A 24,835-nucleotide genomic window follows, 5' to 3' on the forward strand; every position below is an offset into this window, starting at 1 on the left:
TTCTTCTTCCTCTCTATTCAAATAATGTAGTCAAAATGGAAGCATTTCCCAAAAGCACTAAGATTCCCATCACAATAATGAGGAAACCACCCACTTTTTTGAGGGTTCCTAGATAAGGATGGAGTTTTCGAAAATGTTTCAAAACATAGCTGGAGGCTAGAGCTAGAACCAAAAATGGTAGCGCCAAACCCAGCGTGTAAATCAACATGAGACCAGCTCCCTGCCAAGCACCTGAACCACCTGAAGCCGCCAAGGCTAAAACAGAGCCAAGAACCGGCCCCACACAAGGCGTCCAAGCAAAACTAAAGGTCAAGCCCAGTAAAAATGCCTGACTATAGCCCTTACCCTTTTGCCCCTGTCTCTTTAATTTTATCCTTCTTTCCTTGTATAGTCCCTGAAAATGTAAGACTTCCATCTGGTGTAAGCCCAAGAGAATGATAACCGCACCCGTCACATACTGAAACCAAGAGGCATACAAAAGGTCTCCTAAAAAACCAGCACCATATCCCAGTAAGATAAAGATAAAAGAAATACCCGCTATAAAGGCCAGAGTTCGCAATAAACTGACAACTGAGATTGAAAATTTGCCACTAGAAGCCTGAGAACTATCTTTGTCATCCAGTAAGACCCCTGCATAAACCGGTAACAAGGGTAAGATACAAGGAGAAAAGAAGGAAAGAATTCCAGCAAGAAAAACACTGATAAAAAAGATTATATTATCCATTGCCTTCCTCCATTCTTTGATTTGATAGGACTATTATAGCCCCAAAACTCCAGAAAAAACAGGGACAATGATAGGGAAAAATAGGAATTTAATCAGGTAATACTTCAAAGAAATCAAAAAAACATGAGTAAAAGGGTAAGCTATCTTACGTTTTCGAGCCAACATCTAGTAAACTAAAAAACAGATTCTTCCATCTATCGCGGAAAAATCTGTCATTGATTTATTGATTTACAAAAACTCCAACCACGCTTTGCGAACCTCGTCTTTGCTGGTTTCTCTGTATTTTTTAGTTCCAAGAATGCCATTATTGTGAAGTTCTTACAATAGTGCCTCAAACTCAGCGACGGTCATGCCTAATTGCGCACTCGCAACCTCTGCTGTTAAAAGATGCTGGCGAACAAGATTTACTAACCCTTTTTTTAGTCCCTGTTCAATACCTTCTGCCCTAGCTGTTTCCAAGGCATAGTCCTGCGCTAACAAGGCTTGTTCTTCGCGTCTGCGTTGTTCACTAAACATTTTCCTGTCCTCCTCGGACCAGCTCTTATAGTCCAGCAGTTGGTCTGCCTGGCTGATGGCTCGCTCGGGTTCTTGGGTAAAGGGCTTGTTACCGAAAAACTCCAACCACGGCTTGCGAACCTCGTCTTTGCTGGTTTCTCTGTATTTTTTTAATTCCAAGAATGCCATCTTGACTAGATGGTTTTCCTGACCATTGTTGGTAATGGTTAAAACTTCACCTGTCGTGTCCTCTCGCATACTGAAGCTATGAAAAGCCAAATCATCTGAGAAATAATTACTATCTACAATAGCTATTGCGTAAACAGGTGCAATATGTTTGTAACTCTGGTGTGTATCACCTTCACGTTGGCGAATTTTTTCAAGATTTTGATTAACCTGACTGCACAGGTAAGCCCACAAACGATTAATGAAAAAATTCTGATGATGAACTTGGATTTCGATAATAACCTGCGTGCCATTATCCAACTCCGCTAAGACGTCTATACTGGTATAGAAATCCTGCGCCGAGTATGGCAGGGAAGGTAAGACATGAATGTTACTTCCCTCCAAAATAGTCACATTTTTTGCTGGTAAGTCCAGCATATCGCGAATAAATTGACAAGTGATTTCTGGATTGCTAAAGATTTTTTTAGCTACCAAATCATTAGTTGGGCTGATGCCCGGATGTCTGAGAATCATCCTTTTCCTCCTTTTATTATACCACAGTTTTATATTCAATGAAAATCAAAGAGCAAACTAGGAAACTAGCCGCAGGCTGTACTTGAGTACGGCAAGGCGACGTTGACGTTGTTTGAATTTGATTTTCGAAGAGTATTAAATCTAGTTTTACTAGATTCACTGACTCTATCTATTTATTCGGAAAAGAAAGGATAAATGAAAAAAATAAGAACAGCGGATAAGCAATAAATTTTAAGCTTAACAGTCTTCCCTACTTACCTGGTAATAAATAAGATCAGCAAGATAGCCTTTTCTCTCTACACCATTGGTAATAGTCTTGAGATAGGACATTCCAGCCTTCTCCATGACACGACCTGAAGCTGGATTGAGACTGGCATATCGTGCTCTAACTTTTTGAAAGCCTGCTTGAGTAAAACAAAAATCTAAGACAGTTTTTAAGGCCTCTGTCATCATACCATGACCCCAGTATTTCTTACCTAGCACATAGCCAATTTCACAAGAAGAATCGTTCTCATCCATTTCAACGATGCTGATATCCCCTATCACCTGCTCAGGATTTTCTTTGAGACAAATAGCCCATTTGTAATAGTTGAGATTTGTATAGGAGGCAACCCAGTTACGAATCGAATTTCGAGTCACCTCGACATCAGAATGGGGATTCCAAGTGACATAGGTCAGATTCTCAGCGGATGAAGCCCAATTCTGAAACACAGCTTCTGCATCACTCTCCACAAATCGTCTCAAAATCAAACGGTCTGTCTGCAAAATTTGCGTACCGATTGCTTTCATTATGTCGCCTCACTTTCTGATAGATGATTCGATGTCCAATCTCCATTGAAACTTGTTTTGCTTTTGAATCTCAAGACAATAAGCTAAAAAGGTCCCCTGGACCTTCCTAGCTTTCTTATTTCTAGGCTCAGGGTAAAAACCTCCACTGGAGGTTTTTACTCCCAAAAGTCATCAAATACGGTGATTGGTAGGTGGCGTTTATGTTGGCCTTTGTGCCACCAGTTTTCGATTCTTGTTTGAGCTTCTGGGCTGATTGTTTTTCCTTCTAGGTAATCATCAATCTCTTCATAAGTGACTCCAAGTGCAACTTCGTCAGCTAGGCCTGGTTTGTCTTCTTCTAGGTCTGCCGTTGGGATTTTTTCATAAAGGGCTGAATCTGCACCAAGTTCCTGCAAGAGTTGTCTTCCTTGACGCTTATTGAGGCGGTAAAGAGGGAGAATATCAGCACCCCCGTCACCAAACTTGGTAAAGAAACCTGTGATATTTTCCGCAGCATGGTCTGTTCCAATGACCGCTCCGCTATGGGAACCAGCAAGGGCATACTGAGCAATCATACGGCAACGAGCCTTAATATTGCCTTTGTTAAAGTCTGAAACAGAGCTTCCTGTCGCTTCAACTGCAGCTGTCATAGCATCTGCAGACTCCTTGATATTCACCACTAAACTGACATCTGGCTGGATGAAGGCTAGGGCTTTTTGAGCGTCTGCTTCATCAGCTTGTACTCCATAAGGCAGGCGGACAGCGATAAATTTGTAGCTATCATCGCCCGTCTCTGCTCGTAGTTCTTCCATAGCTAATTGAGCCAATCGACCTGCTAAGGTTGAATCTTGTCCCCCAGAAATCCCTAGTACAAATGTCTTTAGGAAGGAATGCTTTTTCAAGTATCTTTTTAAGAAATCAATGGAACGACGGATTTCTTCCTGGGCATCAATCACTGGTTTGACACCCAGTTGCTGAATAATAGTCTCTTGCAAACTCATTCTTCTTCTCCTTCACCAAGAGCTTCCTTACGCATTTTGTCTATCAAGTCCATCTTGTCTTGCCATACATCACGCGCCAAATCCACTGGATAGTGCTGCGGATTGAGCACACGCTTGTACTCATCCCAAAGCTTGTCAAATTCCTTACGAGCATAATCCTGAATCTCAGTCAAGCTAGGCAGGTTGTAAATCAATTTTCCGTCTTTGAAGATATCCACCAAGAGAGGAACAGCATCAAAATTACGAACGGTCTTCTTGATGTAGGTATAGGTCGGATGGAACATCTTGATTTCTGTCATGCTGGCAACATCTACGCCGTCATAAGTGATATAGTCTCCTTCTGACTTGCCTTTTTCACGACTGGTAATGCGCCACACCTGCTTCTTACCTGGCGTCGACACTTTTTCTGCATTATTAGACAGCTTGATGGTATTACGCATATTACCATTTTCATCTTCGATCGCAACAATCTTATAAACCGCCCCAAGAGCTGGTTGGTCATATGCTGTAATCAGCTTAGTACCTACTCCCCAAACATCAATCTTAGCGTGTTGCATTTTGAGGTTAAGGATGGTATTTTCATCAAGGTCATTTGATGCATAAATCTTAGCATCAGTAAATCCTGCCTCGTCCAGTTGTTGACGAACTTTTTTAGAAATATAGGCAATGTCTCCAGAGTCAATGCGGACACCAAGGAAATTAATCTTGTCACCAAGTTCACGCGCAACCTGAATAGCAGCTGGCACACCGATACGAAGGGTATCATAGGTATCCACAAGAAAGACACAATTTTTGTGGGTCGCAGCATAAGCCTTGAAAGCCTCATAATCGTTACCATAAACCTGTACCAAGGCATGGGCATGGGTCCCCAAGACAGGAATGTCAAAGAGTTTACCCGCACGCACGTTGCTAGTTCCATTAGCGCCACCAATCACCGCTGCGCGTGTTCCCCAGATAGCAGCATCCATTTCTTGTGCACGACGAGTCCCAAATTCCATCAGTGGTTCATCCGCAATGACCGAGCGAATACGAGCTGCCTTAGTCGCCACCAAGGTCTGGTAGTTGACAATATTCAAAAGAGCCGTTTCAACCAATTGACATTGGGCTAGAGGGCCTTCCACCTGTACAATCGGTTCATTGGCAAAGACCAAGTCCCCTTCTTGAGCAGAACGAACGGTCAACTCCAACTTGAAATTTCGAAGGTAATCCAAGAATTCCCCATGATAGCCAAGCGACTCTAAGTAGTCGATATCACTATCTGAAAAGCGCAAATCTTCAAGATACTTCACAATCCTTTCCAAACCAGCAAAAACCGCATAGCCATTATTGAACGGTTGCTGACGGAAATAGACCTCAAAAACCGCCTTTTTATTGTGAATCCCTTGGTCAAAGTAAACCTGCATCATGTTAATCTGGTACAAGTCCGTGTGCAATGTTAAACTATCATCTGGATACATACTTTTCCTACTTCCTTAGCTAGAAACCCATGAAAATTTTCAAGAACTTTCACATATTCCAATAAATTAGTACTATTATATCACATTTTAGCTGTATTGAGAAAAGAGCAACAAGCTATTCTCCACTCTCCAGTTCATCCATGTCTTGCTCAAATTTTTTCTGAGCCCATTCGCCATAGCTCTTAAGACCAAGATTGCCAATAAAGACCCAGGGAAGGTAAATGACATAAGTAATTGCCCAAGCAGATAGGTATTTAACGTTCAAAGGATTGTGCTGATAAATTTCTATGTTAAATTGATAATTCTGCAACATCAAAAGAGTCGTAATAGCGAGAGTTACCAGCAAACACCCTAAAATTGTAAAATGAAAACGACTATAGTAGTTCACACCCAAATCTCGAGCACGGCCGAAAAAGTAAAAAGTTCCAATAATGATAATGATGAGAATCATTCTCGGATTAAAAAGACTTGGTGCTAATACTGCAATCATATAAGATAAAAGCAAGAAAGCTATAGAGATATAGAAACTTTCAGCCCCCGCTTTATTCATCAGTTGTTCTTCTCTTTCGTCTAGTAATTGATAATAAAAAAATCTATTTTTCATCTTCTTCCTCCCAAACTTGCTGATTTCTGCGATTCAAGTATAGGATAACTCGGTCCATAGAATAACTCCCAACGAGATAGATGATAACTGCTAGAACCACTTTTAGGGAGTACTTCCAAGTCAATAGATTGACCAGTTCCTCGCGATTTCCTACGATATCAATCAATAAAATCACTATAGAAAATCCCAAAGCAGATAAAATTCTTTCTTTTCCAGTATTCTCAACAATATCTCGAATATCAATTCCTACATACATGCGGCGAATAATGGCATACAAACCGACTCCAATCAATAAAAGTAATTCTGGTAAATAGGATAGAAGCGTTAAATTAAAAATATAAACTTTGGCAAAAATTTCCAGTGCCAAAAATAGGTACATACCCAAGAGAATTTCTCCTGAAATATTTCCATCCAATTTTTCCGTACGTTCATCTTTGATAACAAGTTTTTTTCTATTTTTCATCTTCTTCCTCCCAAAATAGTTGGTCTAACGTTTTGCCTAAGCATCTGCATATGGACTGACAGAGCGAGAGACTAGGATTATATTTCCCTGCTTCTATCAAGCCGATAGTCTGCCTCGTAACACCCACAGCTTCTGCCAAATCACCTTGTGTCATATCAAGCTCCACACGAGCTAGTTTTAACTTTAAATTTTTAGCCACTAGCATCCTCCTTCTATTTTTTAAAAAGTTGCGCTTCTTTTCAAAAATATTCTACCATATATCTAACTTAATGCAATATATAAATGTCATTTTGTAATATTTTATTAACAAAAAACTCTCTATCATCTTACATGATAAAGAGTATTCGTTCTTTTTTCTACTTAGCTTAGCTCCTCTTCAAAGTAAAGAAGTCTAGGTCACAAATCCTTTTGATAATAATATCTTTGCCCAATGTAGGGATAGTCTTGTAAGGTAAAGACTTCCTTGTAGCCATGCCTTTTATAAAAATCTGGAGCTTGAAACTGATAGGTATTGACAAAAGCAAAACGACAGTTTCGATTCTTAGCTTCAGTTTCTGCTTGCTGCAATAGTTTTGAACCGATTCCTTGCCCTCGCAGTTCCTCTTTTACAAATAAATACTCGATTTCTAGCCAATTTCCAAAAGTCTCGGCTATCAAACCTGCCAGAAGATTACCCTTTTCATCTTCGACATAAAGATTAAGTGGCTCACTTTCAGCCTCTTCTCTTTTTGAACGGTTATAAGCACGAATCAGATTCCCTATTTCTTGTGATTTATGAGATTCCTTATTATCCAATCTAAAGTACATCTAAACCTCCTTAAACACTGTTACAGCTTGATTATAGTCCTATTTCAATAGACTGTCAAACTAACAAAAACTCACCAACCTGAGTTGATGAATTTAAAATCTATTTTCTAAATTTCCACTGGCTATAAATCCCAAAACCGATAATCCAGATAGCTGATCCGATTGCTCCGACAAATGTAGACTCTTGTAAAAAGAGGGTTACAAAGACAAAGGCAAAGAAGAGCATGGTTAGAGGATTTAGGAAACGATAGTGGGGCATGAGATAGCCATCTGCCATAAAGTCTGGTGACTTGCGGTATTTAAGGTGGGCCACCATGATTAAGATATAAATGGCAATATAGACACCAGACGACGATGCCGTAATCAAGGCAAAGGCATCCGAAACACCTGGCAAGACATTGATAAAGGCTGCTAGGGCAATCAGAACCGCTGAAGCGATGATAGCATTTTGTGGCACATTGTGTCTAGAGAGAGTATCTGCCTTAATTGCTTTTAGGAAGCGATTTGGCGAATCATGGGCAATCTGGTACAAATGACGTCCTGTTGAATAAAGGGTTGAGTTAAGAGCAGATGCTGCTGAGGTCAAAACAACGAAGTTAATCAAGGCTGCTGCCCATTTGATACCTGCCAATTCAAATACTGTAACAAAAGGAGAATCAGCCGATGCAAGTTCACGCCATGGAATGATAGCCATGATGGCTAAGAGGGCACCACCATAGAAAAAGACGATTCGCAAAGGAATTTCCTTAACGGCTTTTGGCAAAACTTGACGTGGATTTTTTGTTTCTGAAGTTGTTACGCCGATAAACTCAATCATGAGGTAGGCAAAGAAAACCATCTGGAAGGCCATGACAAAGTTGACTCCACCATTTGGGAAGAGGGAGAAATTGTCAGCAATATTAGCTAAACTTGCTACTCCATGAGGCGTCTTAAAGCCTGTCAAGACCATAAAGACTCCTGTGGCGATCATGGCTAAAATAGCCACAATCTTGACCATAGCAAACCAAAATTCAACTTCCCCAAAGAGCTTCACCGCAATCAAATTGACCAAGGCTAGAATGGTCAAAAATCCAATCTCAATCATCCAACTTGGCCAGCTAGGGAACCAGAACTGAACATAGTGAGCGATAGCTGTGATTTCCGCCATACCGATAAAGACAACGGATAGCCAGTAAGACCAGACTGAAAAATATCCCCAGCCCTTACCCAAATGGCGTGTGATAAAGTTGATAAAGGTGTGTTGCTCAGGGTCTTGGTAGAGCATTTCCCCAACCGCACGCATCATGAGGAACATAAAAGCCCCAGTAATCATATAAATCAGTACAATGGAAGGACCTGTTAGGCTGATAGAGCGACCTGCTCCCAAAAAGAGCCCTGTTCCGATTGTTCCAGCAATGGCCATAACCTGCACGTGACGATTAGTCAGACCACGCTCCATCTTATTTTTTTTCTTCTTTGAACTCATAACGTCTCCAATTCAATTTAAAATGGAAAAAGGAGTGAGTGAAGCGCACTGCCTCCCCACTCCTTCTTTTCTGTTTTTAGGCTGTTTTTTCAACCTTCAAGATTTTTACATCATAGCTACCAACAGGTGTTTCAATGGTTGCTGTGTCACCTGTTTTCTTGCCAATCAAGGCTTGTCCAATTGGGCTTTCATTTGAAACCTTACCTGCAAAGGCATCCGCACCAGCTGAACCTACGATAATATAAACTTCTTCTTCGTCCTCACCAATTTCTTGGATAGTAACTGTTTTACCAATCGCTACTTCATCTTGAGCAACTGAGTCACTATTGACGATTTCAGCATAACGGATTTTTGTTTCCAAGCTAGAGATTTGTCCTTCGACAAAGGCTTGTTCATCCTTAGCTGCTTCGTATTCACTGTTTTCAGAAAGGTCACCGTATGAACGGGCAATCTTAATGCGTTCTACCACTTCTGGACGGCGGACCAATTTCAATTCTTCTAATTCTTTTTCAAGTTTTTCCTTTTCCGCAAGGGTCATAGGATATGTTTTTTCTGCCATTTTTCTCAACTTTCTTCTAATGATATTCTCTAAAGAAAATTATGTGAATCATCACATAATTTTAGTTTGTTTGGTTTAATTTACTGTTGACATGTTCAGCGACATTACGATCATGCTCCTCCTGAGTAGCAGCATAATAGACCTTGCCATCTGTAACATTAGCTACAAAGTATAGGTTATCACTCTTAGTTTGATTAATACTTGCCTCAATGGCATCCAAACTTGGACTATCTACTGGACCTGGCATTAAACCAGCTTTCGTATAAACATTATACGGTGAATTAATTGTCGTATCAATTCCAGCATCATCAGCAAGACTAATCTTCTGACCAAGTTTTCCTTGGGCATACAAGATGGCAATATTGCTTTGAAGTGGCATACCAAGATTCAAGCGATTGTAGAATACACCTGCAATCAACTTACGATCTTCAGTCTTAGCACCTTCTTTTTCGACTAGTGAAGCTATCGTTAACAATTCATTAACTGTCAAATTTTTAGACTTGATCGCACTATAATGAGGTGCCAAAGTCTTATCCATAGTTGCCAGCATCTCATCAATCAAGCTTTCAATCGTTGTACTTTCTTTGATAGAGTAGGTCGCTGGGAAGAGGAAACCTTCTAAACGATAACGAACGCCACTTTCTTTCGTTGGCAAGCTTTCAAGTAGACTAGGATATTTGGCAACTTCTTGGCTGATAAAGCTATCATCTTGAACTTTTGCTAGGAAAGCATCCGCGGTCAAAGGCTCTTTGAAGTCACCTTGCAATTGACCTACCGCTTGTGCCATTTGATCAATCGTATAACCTTCTGGAATTGTCAACGTCGCAAGCGCAGGTTCTTGAGCTTCAGCTGTTCCACCCTTTTGTAATTCATGGATGATATCTTCTGTACTCATACTCTTTTGCAAACTGTAATAGCCAGACTTCAAATCTGAATAATTTTTATATTTCGCATAGAAAGCAAAAATCACTCCGTGTTTAATCAAACCAGACTTTTCAAGAGTTGAACCAATTGTTTGAACATTAGCTCCTTCTGGGATTTGCACTGTCACATATTGTTTAGATGAAGCATCCACAGGCTGTAAAGATGACTGAACATACTGATAACCAAAGTAACCACCTGCTGAAATCAAACCTAGGAAAATCAGCAGAGAAATGAAGAAAGCTTTGAATCCTGATTTTTTCTTCTTAGTAGGCTGAACTGTCTCTCGACGGCTACGACGTGGAGTTGCAGACATTTCTTCTACAGCTTTCTTTTCCACTACTGGTTTTGAAATAGGAACTTCTCTTTTTACCTCTCTCTGACCTTCTGTCTTATAAGAAACAGCTACCCTTGTTGGGATTTCATTAAATTCCTTCTCTACGTTTCTAGGACTAACAGGTCCTGGAGTTGGTCTTGATACTCCTTCCGCTGATGGAGTAGAAGGTCCTTCTTGACTCGGGTGACTAGGAGTAAGTGAAGCTTGTCTTGCAGCCTCTTCTGCTGGAGAAGAAGGAACATCTTGACTTGGATGGCTTGGAACAGTAAGAGTTTCTCTTTTTATCTCATCTGATGGAGAAGCTGGTAAATCTTGGCTGGGGTGAGTCGGCACGGTAGGAGCGTTTCTCATAATATCCTCTACAGCTGATAGAGAATCTTCCATCAAATCTTCTATTGACTGATCATTTTTAGAAGAAAGTTGGGGTTTTATTGAAGCTAAATTAACTTCTTCCTGATCTTCTTCATGTTTTTTAACTCGTTCTAAATCACGTAAAATCTGCTCTTTAAAGCTTAATTTTTCGTCTTCTCTTGATTTTTCACTCAAAAGTTTTTCCTCCTCGTTGACAATCCATAATATTATATCTTAAAAACGAAAGAAAAGCAACCTAGCATGCTTTTCTAGCTTATTTTTTAGCTTTCCAGACCATATCATACCAGGTTTCCCCTGCAAAGGTTGACTGGGACAAGCCTTCGTTGACAAATCCATGCTTTTCGTAGTAAGCGATGAGATAGTCATGACAGGTTAGGTTAATACCTTCTCTTTCGTGTTCAAGAGCCAACTCTTTCAAGGCTGTTAGTAATTTCTTACCAAGTCCAAGTCCCTGTGCCTCCTTGGCAATAGACAGACAGGTCACAGAGATATAGCCACCAGGCTCATGACTATGATCTTCTATCTCTTCTGTAAAAGAGTGATCTTGCAGATGGCGTTGGAGGCCAACTGGTCCTTCTATATACCCAATAATCTTACCCTCTTTTTCTGCAACCAGAAACGAGGTCTGAATTTCTCGCAAATGCGCCTCAAAAACAGAGCGAGGAATGGCTTCTTCAATCGAGAAATTTTCTAGTTCAATCTCAACGATACGATCCAAATCTTCTAATCTTGCTTTCCTAATTTCCATTGTGCCTCCTAAAAAAAGAGATTAAACCAAATCATACTAAACCCCTGGTTAGTTGCATAAAGCGAGGTTTCTTCATCAATAAAACCGTTCATTTCAAAATAGGAAAGCAACTCTTCCGGACTCTTCAAACGAATAGCTTTGTAATCCAGCTCAACTGCCACATCTTTCAAAGCCGCAAGAAGAAGCGTTCCCAATCCCTGTCTCTGATGGTCAGCCTTGATGACTAAAGAACGAATTTCTAGACATTGCGGATTGTGGGGATGAGGACTTCCTAGAACATAGCCCAGAAGTTGATTTTCATCCCCAGCTAGAAGAAAGGTATCCGCAGACTTACGGATACTTTCTTCTAAGATATGGGAAGGTTGCTGCTTTTCAGCTGGAAAAGACGAGGCCTGAAGTGCCTCTATCTCAGTCAAATCAGACTTACTTACCTGAACAATCTTAATTGGAATCTCCATGAGAACATCCTATTGAACATTACTTGTCAAGTTAGACAAGAGACGCTCAAATGAATATTCATAGGTTTGGATATCTCCTGCACCCATAAAGACATAAACAGCATTGTCGTGGTCTAGGAGTGGAGAAACATTTTCAACAGTGATCACTTGGTGTTTCTTGTTGATTTTATTAGCTAGGTCTTCTACCTTAACGTCACCATGGTCTACTTCACGCGCAGATCCATAAATTTGCGCTAGGTAAACCGCATCTGCTTGGTTCAAAGCGTGGGCAAAGTCATCCAACAAGGCAATGGTTCTTGTAAAAGTATGAGGTTGGAAGACTGCTACAATTTCCTTACTTGGGTATTTCTGACGAGCCGCATCCAAGGTCGCAATAATTTCTGTTGGATGGTGGGCAAAGTCATCGATAATAACTGTATCATTGACAATTTTCTCAGTGAAACGACGTTTAACACCGGCAAATGTTTTCAAGTGTTCACGCACCAAGTTCAAATCAAATCCTGCTGTGTAAAGAAGACCAATAACGGCAGTCGCATTCATGATATTGTGACGACCAAAGGTTGGGATATGGAATTGACCCAATTCTTGTCCACGGAAGTGAACTGTGAAGGTTGAACCAGTTGTTGAACGAAGAAGATCGCTAGCTACAAAATCATTGCCTTCAGCTTCAAAACCATAATAATAAATCGGAGCATTGGCTGTAATTTTACGCAATTCTGCATCTTCACCATAGACAAAAAGACCCTTGGTAATTTGTTTGGCATAGTCATTAAAGGCATTGAAAACATCCTCTAGACTTGTGAAATAGTCTGGATGGTCAAAGTCAATGTTGGTGATAATAGAGTATTCTGGATGGTAAGGCATGAAGTGACGCTCATATTCGTCAGATTCAAAGACAAAATATTTGGCATTGACCGAACCACGACCTGTTCCATCTCCAATCAAGAAGCTGGTGTCTGTGATGTGAGACAAGACGTGAGATAACATACCTGTCGTTGAAGTTTTTCCATGTGCTCCTGCTACCCCCATACTAACAAAGTCACGCATAAAGCTACCAAGGAACTCATGATAACGTTTGTAACTGATGCCATTTTGGTCTGCATAGGCAATTTCGACGTTGTTATCTGGACGGAAGGCATTTCCAGCGATAATTTCCATATCACCGTCTAGATTCTTTTCATCAAAAGGAAGAATGGTAATTCCTGCCTGCTCAAGACCACGTTGAGTAAAGTAGTACTTTTCAACATCTGATCCCTGTACCTTATGACCCATTTGGTGCAACATCAAGGCCAAGGCACTCATCCCTGATCCCTTAATTCCGATAAAATGATATGTCTTTGACATGTTTCCTCCCCTATTCTGTAATTCTGGTCAGATTCAACTCTTGGGCAACCCGACGTTCTTGTTCTGTTTGTTTACTTTTTTTATTGTAGATTTGGCTCTTCTTTAGAAAATCATAGTTGTTTTTCTTTGGGCCTGAAGTTTCTTTTGTCTCAGCTTGAGTCGAAATATTGCTAACTTCTTCTGCCAAGATGTAATGAGACTGGGTCATTTTTTGACTATATTTGACAAATTCACCAGGATTTTCCTTTTGGAAAGGCGCGGTAGGTTGGTTGCCCTTTCTAACTAGACTTGACTGAGAATGGCGTCTTGTAGGAGTGATGTCCTTAGTCAGATAACTTGCCGAGCGTTTCTTTTTCAAATCCGCACGCGCTTCTTCACGCGCCACCTCCGCATAGCTCTTTCCTTCTTTTTTTACCCCTAAAGGAGCCTTTTTAGTTTTCTCTACTTGCTTTTCAATCGGTTTGACTGGTGTTTCTTCAGCAATAGGAGCCCATTCTAAATAATTTTTATCTCGATACTCACCCTTGATATTACTGATCAGATCAGACTCATCATAGAGATTCATGACTGGCATTTCAGTCAACATGACCTCGTCATCTGACACCAATGGAAATCGTTCTTGTTTCATTTTCTATTTCCTTTCAACACTTCATTATAGCGTATTGTCTTGATTTTTCAAGTGCTGACTTCAGAAATTCCCAAAATTTCTCTAATTTCTGCTAGGGTCAGACTGCCACGTGACTCTGTTCCGTCCAATACTTGTGACACCAAATGTTTCTTTTGTTCTTGTAGTTCCTGGATTTTTTCTTCAATGGTTCCCTTGGTTACCAAGCGATAGACCTCAACCATTTCCTCTTGTCCCATCCGATGGGCACGGCCAATAGCCTGCGCTTCCACCGCAGGATTCCACCAAAGGTCAACCAAAATAACCGTATCAGCACCTGTCAGATTCAGACCGACACCACCAGCCTTGAGGGAAATCAGAAAGGCATCTCTTTCCCCTTGGTTAAAGGCCTTGGTCATATCTTGTCTTTCCTTGGCTGGGGTCGAACCTGTAATTTTAAAGGAAGTCAAGCCCAAGTCTGGCAGTTCTTGTTCAATTTTTTCCAACATTCCCTTGAACTGAGAGAAAATCAAGACACGGTGTCCACCGTCTGCCACCTGTACCAGCAGGTCTCGGAGACTATCCAGTTTGCCACTGGCTCCCTGATAATCTTCCATAAAGAGGGCAGGAGTGTCACAGATTTGGCGCAAGCGCATCAGACCAGACAAAATTTCCACTCGACTACGCTGAAATTCCTGATCTGACACCTGAGCCAAACGGTCTCGCATCTGTTGCAACTGGGCTAGGTAGATAGCCTTTTGCTGGTCTTCCAGTTCATTTTTATAAACCACTTCAATCAAGTCTGGCAATTCAGTCAGAACTTCTTCTTTCTTGCGCCGCATCACGAAAGGTTTGATAAACTGAGCCACGCGCTCAGCTGGCAATTTCATAAATTCTTTCTTGCTTGGCAAAAGTCCTGGCATGACGATTTGGAAAATAGACCACAGCTCACCTAGATGGTTTTCAATTGGAGTCCCTGACAAGGCAAAGATCGACGGCACTACAAACTGTCTCAAGGTCTGGGCAATCTTGGTCTGGGCATTTTTCATAACCTGAGCCTCATCTAAGAAAAGGAAGTCAAAGGCCATCCCCTGATAAAGCTCACTGTCCTGACGGAAAGTAGCATAACTCGTCACATAGATTTGATGGCTCTCAGCAAGAATCTCTTCACGACTAGCTTTCAAACCATGAACAACAGCTACATCCAACTGTGGAGCAAATTTCTGAAACTCATCTGCCCAGTTGTAAATCAAACCTGACGGTGCTAAAATCAAAACCCGACTTTCTTTTGTCACTTGACTGGTCAAAAAAGCAATGGTCTGAAGGGTTTTACCAAGTCCCATATCATCAGCCAAAATCCCACCAAAACCATAATGATGGAGCATCTGCAGCCAGCCGATTCCCTTTTCCTGATAATCACGCAGGTCAGCCTTAACCTGAGTTGCCTGTCGAGGAAAATCTTCTGGATGCGTCAAATCGTGGGCCAGATTCTGGAATTCTTGTGAAAAAGAAACACGGTCACGCCCTTCAAAAAGATGAGCTAAACTATAAGCCAAAGATTTTCGAGCCTGCAAGGACCCATCTTTTAATTCAAATTGCCCCAGTTCCTGTAGATTTTGGCGAATTTTCTTGGTTTCTTCATCAAAAAAGTAAACTTGATTGGACGAATCAATATAAAAATCCTTGTTGGCAACCAAGGCCTGCATGGCTTGGTCAATTTCCTCTTGGGCAATATCTTGAAAATCAAACTGGATTTCCAAGAGACCTCCCTTGGAAGCAATCTGCACTTGGGGACTCGCTAGACTATAAAGTTCTTCGAGCTTATCTGATAGGTCAACATTCCCGAGTTTTTCAAAGGTTGGAATGATTTCGTAGAAGAAATGATAGATATACTCCGCTTTTAGGGCCTGTCGCCAAGATTGAAAATCTGCTTCAAAGCCAGCTACCAAACAGGCTTGGAAAACTCTTTCTTCTAATTCAGCATCACTCGAAAATGGCAATTCTTCTAGCTCTTGTCGGCTAGATACCTGTCTATCCCCATAATCAAACTGAATTTCTAAACGAATCCGATTATCCTCTTCCCTGTCAAAGTAAAAAGAGGGTGCAAAGGATTTAATTTGTAAACGTTCTGGAGCTGAAACGGTCCCCATCTGGCTAAAAAGAGTTAAACAAGAAGCCAACTTATCGCGGTCACTGCTATCAAATTGCAGGTATTTCTTTCCATGCTGATCCAAGGGCAACGCTTTAATTTCCTTGAGAAGACGCATCTGCTGGTCTGTTAGAAAATAAACCTGTCCTTTATGGAAAAGCACAGCTCCCTGATAAAAGACATTGACCCTTGGACTCTCACTGATTTCCATTTCAAAATAATCCGAGTATGCTGTTACTGTAAAGGCAAATAGATTAGCATTCGCATGCAAATCCTGAAAGAGCAGGGTTTGGTAACTATCCACTTGATGGTCAAATTGAAAATGGGGCAAGGCCATCAGTAAATTCACACCCTGCTCAAAAAAGGTCAGAGGAAAAAAGAGGTGCCGACCTTGGTTTTGGAAAAAGAGATCTGAAGCCTGTCCTTCCTCCATTAGTCCGCGCAAGAAAGTCAGAAGCTCTTGACTTGCCTCATCAAAGGATTCCCAAGACAGAGACTCCTCATAGGTTTTCCCAATCATATAAGGTTTTCTCTTCTCAACAACTTTTAAAAAGAGTGGGATATCCCGAATGACATAGTATTTTTGACTATTGGTTTGCCCGATTCTCAGGGTCCACAAGATATGATTGCTCCCTGCTTCCACTTGTCCTACAGCCGACAATTCATAGGCGCGTTCTGCTTTTGGAGACAAGATTCGGTCCAAAAAATTACCACCCAAGGTCACCTTGGTTTCAACGGCCTCTTTTTCTTCATGACCTTCTTCCAGACTCTGCAAGATTTCTTGACCACGCTCATCATTTTTCAGAAAATGCTCCAGAGCTGCCAAATGCACGCAGTAGCCCCTCTTTTGGAAAAAATCGCAGGCACAAAAAACCAAATCATCCTCTAAACTATAGCGCAGTTCTTCTTCTGCAACGCGAGCGTAGAGCCGATTGTTCTTTTCCTTGATAATGTCAACCTTACCAGTTTCATAAAGGGCAACGCCTTCGATACGGACTTTCCCTGGAATCAATTTAGCCATATTTTTACCTTTACCTTATCTTTTTATTATACCATATTTTCCCCTATGAAAATAGCCTTCTAGGAAGACTTTTCTCCTAGAAGGCTGGATTTTTAAAGTTTGGCAAAAGTCGTCACAATTCGCTGACACACTTCTTGCAGCAGAGATTTAGGCATAGCTACATTGAGGCGGGCATGGAGACTTCCTTCCTCCCCAAAATCCAAACCACGGTTGAGGATAACCTTGGCTTCATTTCTCAACAGCTCTTGCAATGTTTCATCAGTCAGATCATAGGCTGAAAAATCAAGCCAAATCAAGTAGGTTCCTTGCGGCTTCATGACCTTAATTTTAGTCTCTTTTCCAAATAAATCCACTACATAATTTATGTGGTTTTCAAAGACTTGCTTGAGTTCCTCTAACCAATCCTTCCCATAGCGATAAGCAGCTTCTGTCGCCAAATAGCCCAAACCTGAAATTTCATGCTGGTTATTGGCCAACTGGCGTTTCTGGTAGGCCAGTCTCAACTTAGGATTTTCAATAACGGCATAGGAATTTTTTGTCCCAGCAATATTAAAAGTTTTAGTGGCACTGCTCAAGACGATTGCAAATTCTTTAAAGGCAGGATTGATGGTATTGAAAGACTGATGTTTGTGACCAAAGAGGGTCAAATCTTGGTGAATCTCATCCGAAACCAATAAAACACCGTGTTTTTGGCAGAGTTGGCCAATCTTATCCAACACTTCTTTTTCCCAAACACGTCCACCAGGATTGTGAGGGTTGCAAAGAATATAGAGTTTGACATCCTCTTCCACCAAATCCTTCTCAAGTTGGTCAAAGTCGATCTCAAACAGACCATCCTTTTCCACCAAAGAATTGGTAATCAATCTGCGATTATTCAACTTGACACTGCGAGCAAATGGTGGGTAGACAGGTGTGTTAATCAGAACCGCCTCGCCTTCTTTTGTAAAGGCTTGAATAGCTGTTGAGATGGCTGGAACTACACCCTCGATAAAGACAAGATCCTCTTTGTCAAAGTGGTAACCGTGCTGTGTGGCTTCCCACTTTTGAACTTCCTTAATTAACTCTTCACTGGCATAAGTATAACCATAAACCAGTTGATCAGCGTAAGTTTGCACGGCTTGGCGGATTTCAGGCAAGACCACAAAGTCCATATCCGCTATCCAAGCTGGTAAGACTTCGCTATCCGTTTCTGCCTCTTTCCATTTATAGGTATGGTGTCCTAAACGATTGGGCAGGCTTGTAAAATCATATTTTCCCATCTTCGTCTTATCCTTCCAAGGCTTGGCGCAAATCTGCAATCAAATCCCTAGCATCTTCAATTCCAATTGACAAGCGCAAGAGGTCGTCTGTCAAACCATAAGAATGGCGCACTTCTGCTGGAATATCAGCATGAGTTTGTGTCGTTGGGTAAGTAATGAGACTTTCCACCCCACCCAAACTTTCCGCAAAAGAGAAGACCTTGAGGCTGTTCAAAATATGAGGAATGCGTTTTTCATCTGCTACTTTAAAGGAAATCATCCCTCCACGCCCAGTGTAGAGAACTTCCTTAACCGCTGGAGAATCCTTCAAAAAGGCAACCACTTCTTGAGCGTTAGCTGTTGAGCGCTCCATACGAAGAGACAAGGTCTTGAGACCACGAATCAATTGATAACTGTCAAATGGAGACAAAACTGCCCCTGTCGTATTGAGATTGTAAAAGAGCTTCTCGTATAGTTCTAAACTATTGGTCACAACCACTCCAGCCAAGACATCATTGTGACCTGCTAGATACTTGGTTGCTGAATGAAGAACGATATCCGCTCCATCTTCAATTGGACGTTGGTAGATAGGGCTGTAGAAGGTATTGTCTACCACCACTTTGGCACCCTTAGCATGAGCCAATTTTGCCAGTTTTTCGATGTCAAATTCCAACATTAAAGGATTGGTTGGCGTTTCGATATAGAGAACGTCAACATCCTTTTCCAACTCAGCAATCAATTCTTCTTCTATATTGGCATAGGTAAAATGGAAACGGCCTTCCTGTTCCACTTGATTAAACCAGCGGAAAGAACCACCATAAAGGTCACGGACAGCCAAGACTTTACTTCCTACTGGAAAGACGCTAAAGGCCAGTACAATAGCTGACATCCCTGAGCTAGTAGCTAGGGCATAATCTGCTGACTCAATAGCTGCCAAGACTTCCTCAGCCTTACTACGAGTTGGGTTTTTAGTACGCGTATAGTCAAACCCAGTAGATCGACCAAACTCTGGATGCTGATAGGTCGTTGAAAAATGAAGCGGTGTCACCAATGCACCTGTCGCTTCATCTGACTTAATACCCGCCTGGGCCAAAATTGTGTTAATGTGTAATTCCTTGCTCATACAATTCCTCCAAATCTATAGTAACTATTGTACCACTTATTTTCATCAACTCATTTTCTTCTTTTCAAGAGCTAGTTATAGTTTCAAACTATATAAAAAACGACAGTTTCCTTCGAAACCATCGTTTTTCTTGAAAAATTCTTATTTGACATGTTTTGCCAATTCTTCTTGGGCTTTTTTATTAGATTCTTCTTTTTCTTTCAACCATTTTTCTTTGGCTTTTTCATATTCATCTTTTGTGACTGTTTTATCTTGTACTTTGAGGTATTTATATGATTCGATACCTTTATTACCAGCTAATGAATATGGTTCTGAGAAAGGAACTGTTTTTCTCAATACTGGTGTTCCACCCTTAGAAACATTCGGGATCGCTAAAGCGCTATCTACCAACCATGCTTGGATCTCAGCATACTTTTCATAGCGTTTTGCAAGATCTTGCTCCTTATTGGCTTCTTCCAGCATTTGAGTGTAGATATCCAGTCCAACAGCTTTAGCCTTATCATTAGATTCACCAGGCTCTATACCCAGATTTTGCAACACTCCACCGCTCTTCACATTGAAAATATCAAGATAAGTTGATGGATCTTGATAGTCAGATCCCCAACCACCATTGTAAAGATCATAATCTTTCTGAGCAGCAGTCTGAGCCAGATAGCTTGTACTATCATAGTCTTCAGTGGAGAGTTGTTGAATATCAATTACAACATTATCTGCACCTAAGGCTGCTTCAATAGATTGTTTCATAGAATTTGCCTCTTGGACACCCTTTTTAGCAGCTTGGTCAACTGTCATGTCCAAGTGGATAGGGAATTGAACTCCTTTAGCTTGGAGTTCTTTCTTAGCCTCTGCAAATTTAGCCTTGGCTTTTTCAGCATTGTAGTATGGATCTTGGGCATCCGCAAAGTTGATTCCTTGCCATTCCTTACCATAATTCACCATCTTAGAGGCTACTACTTCACCAAAGTCTTTTCCGTTAATACTTACAAATGTTGGTGGGACTACTAGGTTACGCAAAATCTTAGTTGCACCATCTTCTCCTTGAGATTGAGCGCCATAAGCTGTACGATCATAGGCAAAATTAATAGCTTGACGGAAGTTTTTATTAAGAACCGCTTCCTGAGTCGATTTCTTTTCAGCATCACTTGTTTTTGAAGTAAATTGATAAGATTTTCTATCAAGGTTAAAGTTTAAGAAGTAAGAAGTAGCATCTTGTAAACTATAAATGATATTGTCCTTATTCTTTTCTTTAATTCCTTCAAAACTTGAACTATTTGGATAAAGACGAGCGTAGCTATAAGCACCTTCCACAAAGTTACGAGCCAGTGCATCTTGGTCACTACCATCATAATAGGCCAATTTCACATCATCTACAAAGACATTTTTAGCATCCCAGTAGTTAGGATTTTTCTTGAATTCGATGACAGATTTTGAAACAAAGGATTTCATCAAGAAAGGTCCATTGTACAAAATACTTGAAGGATCAACTGTTCCAAAATCATCTCCTTTTGATTTCAAGAACTCCGCATTAACAGGGAATAGAATCGTTGAAGTTGTTTTTGAGTTCCAGTAAGGTTCTGGTCGAGTCAAAGTATATTGAACTGTCTGGTCATCAAGAGCCTTAACTCCAACAGTTGAAAAGTCGCTTGTTTTACCAGTGATATAGTCATCTAAACCAGCAACGGATTCTTGCACTAAGTACAAGGCTTCTGATTTTTTATCAGCCGCATATTTCAAACCTGTCACAAAATCTTGGGCAGTTACAGGAGCATATTCTTCCCCATCTGCAGTATACCATTTAGCATCTTTACGCAGTTTATAGGTATAGGTCAAACCATCCTTGGATACACTCCAATCCTCTGCCAAGGATGGGATATAGTTCCCATACTGGTCATTTTCCATGAGCCCATCTACCAGATTAACCACGATATCATTGGTAGTGGCACGGTTTTCTGCTAGATAGTTCAAACTAGACGGATCACTGGTATAAACATAGCTATATGTTTTTGACCCTGTACTTGAATTTCCACACGCACTTAATAAAATACCTGCACTTAAAACGATACCTGCAAGTGTTGCATACTTGGCCTTAGACTTTTTCATCTCTAGAACCTCCTGATTTAAATATTTGTCTTATTATACAACTCATGTTTTATTTAGTCAATAGTTTTTTAAGTAAAATTTAAGAAAAATAAAATTACCATCTACAAAATTTAGTTATTATTCTATAAATTAATAAAAAAGGGATAATTTGAACATTTCATGATAGAAACGTTCAAATTATCCCTTTTATTTATAAATATTTTTTAAGTTAACTTTAATTTGATTCGTAAGCGATCTGCTTGGGTTTTTCCAATCACCTTATCCAACAAATGGGTACGAAGACTCATGACTCCGTAAACTCCTCCACCCATGGCACCGACAAGGGCTACATAAAGAAAACTCCACAAACGTCCACTTGGTTGGAAGACAAATCCTAAAATCCACTGCAATATCCCAACTACTAGGAACATGAAAAGAGTTAACAAACTGATTAAAATGGTTCGTTTCAAAATCACCTTGCGCTTAACACCAGTTACCTTGCAAATGTCCCGATACATCAAAATATTAGGAATGATTAGACCAATTGTTGTAGAAATCAAAGGCCCGTAACTGTGAAAGAGAGCGATGGTAGGTATTTGCAAGACTAGCTTGGCAATAGAACCATAGATAAAATAGAGAACTGCCTTGCGGTTGCGGAACATGGCTTGAAGCATTGGAGACAAGACCATGTACAAGCCTAAAATAGTAGACTGCAAAACTGCAAATACAAACAATCCCATAGCCAAACTATCTGGCTTGCCATAGAAGACAGTATAGAGAGGTTCTCCTACCATGACCACTCCAACCGTTGCTGGTAGCAAGAATAGGAAAAGCATGGTAATGCTGTCCTGAACTAGACGAGAAGCTGCCTTCAAGTCTCCCTTGACATAGTTTTCAGTCAAAAGTGGCAAACCGACACTCCCAATCGAAACCCCAACAGAAATCAAAATCATAGTGATTTTATTAGGATTGGCTGAGAAATAAGAAAACATGACAACCAAATCTTCATTACTATAGTTGCTAAACCAGCTCATACTATTGATAAAGGTCATCTGGTCCAAAATCTGGAAAAGCTGGATAGCAGACCCTGTAAGGATAAAAGGAATGGCTTCCTTAATGGTGTCGACCAAAAGACGCTTGCTGTTTATCTTGTCTCCTGTTTCAAGAACTCTTTTAAGTAAACCTTCTTTGGCAAGGAAATAGATCAAAACTGCAAAACTAGCTACCATGCCGACAAAGGCAGCAAAGGTGGATTGGGTAACCGCTGCTAGATAATCTCCTGAGCCAATTTTCATAATGATAAAGGTAGCTAAGAGCATCCAGATAACACGAATGACCTGCTCAGCGATTTGGCTCATAGCATAAGGTTTCAGGTTATTCATCCCTTGGAAGAAACCTCGGATCACACTCATAGATGGGAAAATCAATACTGCCCAAGCCAAGCTCTGCATGATTGGGATTAAGTCTTTGCCCACGCCAGATAAGTCTGCTAGCCAAGGAGCAAAGACATACAAGACTAAGGCAAAAACCAGACCTAGCCCAGTCATAAAGCCCAAAAAGCTCCGAATCAGGGCAAAGCTATGCTCTTCTTCTCGCATGGTATTGTACTTGGCCACTTGCTTGGCCACCGCAACTGGAATACCCGCTGTTGAAACCAGCAAGAACCAGGCATAGATATTGTAGCCCATAGTAAAGAGACCATTTGCTGTAGCCGCATAAGATCCCATCCAGATATACCAAGGGATAATATAAATGGCACCGAGTAGACGACTGATAAAGTTACTAGCCGTTAGCCAAGCAGTCCCCCGTAACATCTGGGCCTGCTGGTGATTGTTTTCGTTAGACATAGATTCCTCATTTAATTTTAATCACTAGGAAAAATTCCTCATCTTCCATTATAAACTTTTCCTTGTCACTTGTAAATTTACGACTTTCGGTTTACAATAGAAAGTATGATTAAGATTGAAACCGTATTAGATATTTTAAAGAAAGATGATCTCTTCCGTGAGATTATCGACCAAGGACATTATCACTACAACTACAGCCATGTCATATTTGACACCATCTGCTATGACAGCCGCAAGGCTAAAGAAAAGAGCCTCTTTTTCGTTAAAGGTGCTGCCTTTAAGAAGGAATTTCTGATTTCCGCCATCTCTCAAGGCCTCGGTTGGTATGTGGCTGAAAAAGACTATGAGGTTGGTATTCCTGCCATCATCGTCAGTGATATCAAGAAAGCCATGAGTTTGGTAGCTATGGAATTTTATGGCAATCCACAGAAAAAACTCAAACTCCTTGCCTTTACTGGTACTAAGGGTAAAACAACAGCAGCCTACTTCGCCTATAACATTTTATCTCAAGGGCATCGACCTGCTATGCTCTCGACCATGAATACAACTCTAGATGGCAAGACTTTCTTTAAGTCTGCATTAACAACCCCTGAGAGTATTGACCTCTTTGATATGATGAATCAAGCTGTGCAAAATGGCCGTACTCACCTCATCATGGAAGTATCCAGTCAGGCCTATCTGGTCAAACGTGTCTATGGTCTAACCTTTGATGTGGGAGTTTTCCTCAATATCAGCCCCGACCATATCGGCCCGATTGAACACCCTAGCTTTGAAGACTACTTCTACCACAAGCGTCTCTTGATGAAAAATAGCCGAGCAGTCATCATTAACAGTGACATGGACCACTTCTCTGTACTAAAAGAACAAGTCGCAGATCAAGACCATGATTTCTACGGTAGCCAGTCTGATAACCAAATCAAGAATTCCAAAGCCTTTAGCTTTTCAGCTACGGGTAAACTCGCTGGAGATTATGATATTCAACTCATTGGCCACTTTAACCAAGAAAATGCCGTTGCTGCTGGACTTGCTTGCCTCCGTCTCGGAGCTAGTCTTGAGGACATCAAAAAAGGAATCGCTACAACCCGAGTTCCTGGTCGTATGGAAGTCCTCACTCAGAAAAATGGAGCTAAGGTCTTCATCGACTACGCCCACAATGGTGATAGTCTGAAAAAACTCATCAATGTGGTTGAAACTCATCAAACTGGAAAAATTGCTCTGGTTCTGGGTTCGACAGGAAACAAGGGAGAAAGCCGTCGTAAGGACTTTGGCCTCCTCCTTAATCAACACCCTGAGATTCAAGTCTTTCTGACTGCTGATGACCCCAACTATGAAGACCCAATGGCCATTGCGGATGAAATTAGTAGCTACATCAATCATCCTGTTGAAAAGATTGCGGATCGCCAAGAAGCCATCAAGGCGGCAATGGCTATCACAAATCACGAATTAGACGCTGTGATTATTGCAGGTAAGGGAGCTGATTGCTACCAAATCGTTCAAGGCAAGAAAGAAGCCTATCCAGGAGATGCAGCCGTCGCAGAAAATTATTTATAAG

Annotated in this window: 21 protein-coding genes and 2 pseudogenes; 1 reads left to right on the forward strand and 22 read right to left on the reverse strand. The window is 40.9% G+C overall.

Features of this window, described 5'->3' with window-relative positions; translation table 11 throughout:
* Positions 1-13: 13 nt before the first annotated feature.
* The 22 genes and pseudogenes from ccdA2 to FJR77_RS02745 form a co-directional block, all read right to left on the reverse strand.
* Positions 14-724 (reverse strand): thiol-disulfide oxidoreductase-associated membrane protein CcdA2, encoded by a 711-nt coding sequence (gene ccdA2, locus FJR77_RS02645; protein ID WP_140833098.1) that lies wholly within the window; start codon positions 722-724, stop codon positions 14-16.
* A gap of 318 nt (positions 725-1,042) precedes the next feature.
* The gene (locus FJR77_RS02650; RefSeq protein WP_000603343.1) at positions 1,043-1,918 is read right to left on the reverse strand and encodes an Rpn family recombination-promoting nuclease/putative transposase; all 876 of its coding nucleotides are present in this window, start codon (positions 1,916-1,918) and stop codon (positions 1,043-1,045) included.
* A gap of 237 nt (positions 1,919-2,155) precedes the next feature.
* Positions 2,156-2,707 carry a GNAT family N-acetyltransferase gene (locus FJR77_RS02655; protein WP_140833096.1) on the reverse strand — a complete coding sequence of 184 codons (552 nt, stop codon included), beginning with the start codon at positions 2,705-2,707 and terminating at the stop codon, positions 2,156-2,158.
* A 155-nt stretch (positions 2,708-2,862) separates the two neighbouring features.
* Positions 2,863-3,687, reverse strand: a complete 825-nt coding sequence (gene nadE, locus FJR77_RS02660) for an ammonia-dependent NAD(+) synthetase (RefSeq protein ID WP_140833094.1) — start codon at positions 3,685-3,687, stop codon at positions 2,863-2,865.
* Entirely contained in the window at positions 3,684-5,144 is a 1,461-nt protein-coding gene (locus tag FJR77_RS02665) for a nicotinate phosphoribosyltransferase (protein WP_140833092.1), read from the reverse strand. The genes nadE and FJR77_RS02665 overlap by 4 nt, the downstream gene beginning before the upstream one ends.
* A gap of 115 nt (positions 5,145-5,259) precedes the next feature.
* Positions 5,260-5,748, reverse strand: coding sequence for a DUF6773 family protein (locus FJR77_RS02670; RefSeq protein ID WP_140833090.1), 489 nt, complete (start codon positions 5,746-5,748; stop codon positions 5,260-5,262).
* Positions 5,738-6,211 carry a DUF6773 family protein gene (locus tag FJR77_RS02675; protein ID WP_000797309.1) on the reverse strand — a complete coding sequence of 158 codons (474 nt, stop codon included), beginning with the start codon at positions 6,209-6,211 and terminating at the stop codon, positions 5,738-5,740. Before FJR77_RS02675 ends, FJR77_RS02670 begins: the two co-directional genes overlap by 11 nt.
* Complete coding sequence (locus tag FJR77_RS02680; RefSeq protein WP_001107501.1) at positions 6,201-6,410, reverse strand: helix-turn-helix transcriptional regulator; 210 nt, start codon at positions 6,408-6,410, stop codon at positions 6,201-6,203. The genes FJR77_RS02675 and FJR77_RS02680 overlap by 11 nt, the downstream gene beginning before the upstream one ends.
* A 197-nt stretch (positions 6,411-6,607) precedes the next feature.
* The gene (locus tag FJR77_RS02685) at positions 6,608-7,018 is read right to left on the reverse strand and encodes a GNAT family N-acetyltransferase (RefSeq protein ID WP_140833088.1); all 411 of its coding nucleotides are present in this window, start codon (positions 7,016-7,018) and stop codon (positions 6,608-6,610) included.
* Positions 7,019-7,118: 100 nt separating this feature from the next.
* Positions 7,119-8,483 carry an amino acid permease gene (locus FJR77_RS02690; protein WP_181146649.1) on the reverse strand — a complete coding sequence of 455 codons (1,365 nt, stop codon included), beginning with the start codon at positions 8,481-8,483 and terminating at the stop codon, positions 7,119-7,121.
* A 76-nt stretch (positions 8,484-8,559) separates the two neighbouring features.
* Positions 8,560-9,042, reverse strand: coding sequence for a transcription elongation factor GreA (gene greA / locus FJR77_RS02695; RefSeq protein ID WP_000818750.1), 483 nt, complete (start codon positions 9,040-9,042; stop codon positions 8,560-8,562).
* 61 nt (positions 9,043-9,103) lie between these two features.
* Positions 9,104-10,441 (reverse strand): annotated as a pseudogene (gene mltG / locus FJR77_RS02700) (endolytic transglycosylase MltG); the annotation flags it as partial.
* Positions 10,442-10,512: 71 nt separating this feature from the next.
* Positions 10,513-10,846: pseudogene (locus tag FJR77_RS10495) on the reverse strand (endolytic transglycosylase MltG); the annotation flags it as partial.
* Between the two features lie 79 nt (positions 10,847-10,925).
* On the reverse strand, positions 10,926-11,420 hold the full coding sequence (locus tag FJR77_RS02705) for a GNAT family N-acetyltransferase (RefSeq protein ID WP_140833084.1): 495 nt from the start codon (positions 11,418-11,420) through the stop codon (positions 10,926-10,928).
* 8 nt (positions 11,421-11,428) lie between these two features.
* Positions 11,429-11,878, reverse strand: a complete 450-nt coding sequence (locus tag FJR77_RS02710) for a GNAT family N-acetyltransferase (RefSeq protein ID WP_140833082.1) — start codon at positions 11,876-11,878, stop codon at positions 11,429-11,431.
* A 9-nt stretch (positions 11,879-11,887) separates the two neighbouring features.
* Entirely contained in the window at positions 11,888-13,222 is a 1,335-nt protein-coding gene (gene murC, locus FJR77_RS02715; protein WP_140833080.1) for a UDP-N-acetylmuramate--L-alanine ligase, read from the reverse strand.
* Positions 13,223-13,232: 10 nt separating this feature from the next.
* Entirely contained in the window at positions 13,233-13,850 is a 618-nt protein-coding gene (locus tag FJR77_RS02720; RefSeq protein WP_140833079.1) for a cystathionine gamma-synthase, read from the reverse strand.
* 47 nt (positions 13,851-13,897) lie between these two features.
* Positions 13,898-16,996 (reverse strand): DEAD/DEAH box helicase, encoded by a 3,099-nt coding sequence (locus tag FJR77_RS02725; RefSeq protein ID WP_140833076.1) that lies wholly within the window; start codon positions 16,994-16,996, stop codon positions 13,898-13,900.
* A gap of 92 nt (positions 16,997-17,088) precedes the next feature.
* Entirely contained in the window at positions 17,089-18,255 is a 1,167-nt protein-coding gene (locus FJR77_RS02730) for a MalY/PatB family protein (protein ID WP_140833074.1), read from the reverse strand.
* Positions 18,256-18,262: 7 nt separating this feature from the next.
* A complete protein-coding gene (locus FJR77_RS02735; RefSeq protein ID WP_140833072.1) occupies positions 18,263-19,357 on the reverse strand; it encodes a cystathionine gamma-synthase in 1,095 nt (364 codons plus the stop codon).
* A gap of 141 nt (positions 19,358-19,498) precedes the next feature.
* Complete coding sequence (locus tag FJR77_RS02740) at positions 19,499-21,457, reverse strand: peptide ABC transporter substrate-binding protein (protein WP_140833070.1); 1,959 nt, start codon at positions 21,455-21,457, stop codon at positions 19,499-19,501.
* 203 nt (positions 21,458-21,660) lie between these two features.
* On the reverse strand, positions 21,661-23,283 hold the full coding sequence (locus FJR77_RS02745) for a putative polysaccharide biosynthesis protein (RefSeq protein ID WP_140833068.1): 1,623 nt from the start codon (positions 23,281-23,283) through the stop codon (positions 21,661-21,663).
* A 105-nt stretch (positions 23,284-23,388) separates the two neighbouring features.
* On the opposite strand from FJR77_RS02745, the gene FJR77_RS02750 reads away from it, so the two are divergent.
* Positions 23,389-24,834 (forward strand): UDP-N-acetylmuramoyl-L-alanyl-D-glutamate--L-lysine ligase, encoded by a 1,446-nt coding sequence (locus FJR77_RS02750; RefSeq protein ID WP_140833066.1) that lies wholly within the window; start codon positions 23,389-23,391, stop codon positions 24,832-24,834.
* Position 24,835 lies beyond the last annotated feature (1 nt).

It is taken from the genome of Streptococcus shenyangsis (genome assembly GCF_006385785.1).
Lineage (GTDB): Bacteria > Bacillota > Bacilli > Lactobacillales > Streptococcaceae > Streptococcus > Streptococcus shenyangsis.

Bases quoted from the DNA above. Each gene is read 5' to 3' on its own strand.
- ccdA2 (WP_140833098.1), bottom strand. From the start codon at position 724: ATGGATAATATAATCTTTTTTATCAGTGTTTTTCTTGCTGGAATTCTT.
- FJR77_RS02650 (WP_000603343.1), bottom strand. From the start codon at position 1,918: ATGATTCTCAGACATCCGGGCATCAGCCCAACTAATGATTTGGTAGCT.
- FJR77_RS02655 (WP_140833096.1), bottom strand. From the start codon at position 2,707: ATGAAAGCAATCGGTACGCAAATTTTGCAGACAGACCGTTTGATTTTG.
- nadE (WP_140833094.1), bottom strand. From the start codon at position 3,687: ATGAGTTTGCAAGAGACTATTATTCAGCAACTGGGTGTCAAACCAGTG.
- FJR77_RS02665 (WP_140833092.1), bottom strand. From the start codon at position 5,144: ATGTATCCAGATGATAGTTTAACATTGCACACGGACTTGTACCAGATT.
- FJR77_RS02670 (WP_140833090.1), bottom strand. From the start codon at position 5,748: ATGAAAAATAGATTTTTTTATTATCAATTACTAGACGAAAGAGAAGAA.
- FJR77_RS02675 (WP_000797309.1), bottom strand. From the start codon at position 6,211: ATGAAAAATAGAAAAAAACTTGTTATCAAAGATGAACGTACGGAAAAA.
- FJR77_RS02685 (WP_140833088.1), bottom strand. From the start codon at position 7,018: ATGTACTTTAGATTGGATAATAAGGAATCTCATAAATCACAAGAAATA.
- FJR77_RS02690 (WP_181146649.1), bottom strand. From the start codon at position 8,483: ATGAGTTCAAAGAAGAAAAAAAATAAGATGGAGCGTGGTCTGACTAAT.
- greA (WP_000818750.1), bottom strand. From the start codon at position 9,042: ATGGCAGAAAAAACATATCCTATGACCCTTGCGGAAAAGGAAAAACTT.
- FJR77_RS02705 (WP_140833084.1), bottom strand. From the start codon at position 11,420: ATGGAAATTAGGAAAGCAAGATTAGAAGATTTGGATCGTATCGTTGAG.
- FJR77_RS02710 (WP_140833082.1), bottom strand. From the start codon at position 11,878: ATGGAGATTCCAATTAAGATTGTTCAGGTAAGTAAGTCTGATTTGACT.
- murC (WP_140833080.1), bottom strand. From the start codon at position 13,222: ATGTCAAAGACATATCATTTTATCGGAATTAAGGGATCAGGGATGAGT.
- FJR77_RS02720 (WP_140833079.1), bottom strand. From the start codon at position 13,850: ATGAAACAAGAACGATTTCCATTGGTGTCAGATGACGAGGTCATGTTG.
- FJR77_RS02725 (WP_140833076.1), bottom strand. From the start codon at position 16,996: ATGGCTAAATTGATTCCAGGGAAAGTCCGTATCGAAGGCGTTGCCCTT.
- FJR77_RS02730 (WP_140833074.1), bottom strand. From the start codon at position 18,255: ATGGGAAAATATGATTTTACAAGCCTGCCCAATCGTTTAGGACACCAT.
- FJR77_RS02735 (WP_140833072.1), bottom strand. From the start codon at position 19,357: ATGAGCAAGGAATTACACATTAACACAATTTTGGCCCAGGCGGGTATT.
- FJR77_RS02740 (WP_140833070.1), bottom strand. From the start codon at position 21,457: ATGAAAAAGTCTAAGGCCAAGTATGCAACACTTGCAGGTATCGTTTTA.
- FJR77_RS02745 (WP_140833068.1), bottom strand. From the start codon at position 23,283: ATGTCTAACGAAAACAATCACCAGCAGGCCCAGATGTTACGGGGGACT.
- FJR77_RS02750 (WP_140833066.1), top strand. From the start codon at position 23,389: ATGATTAAGATTGAAACCGTATTAGATATTTTAAAGAAAGATGATCTC.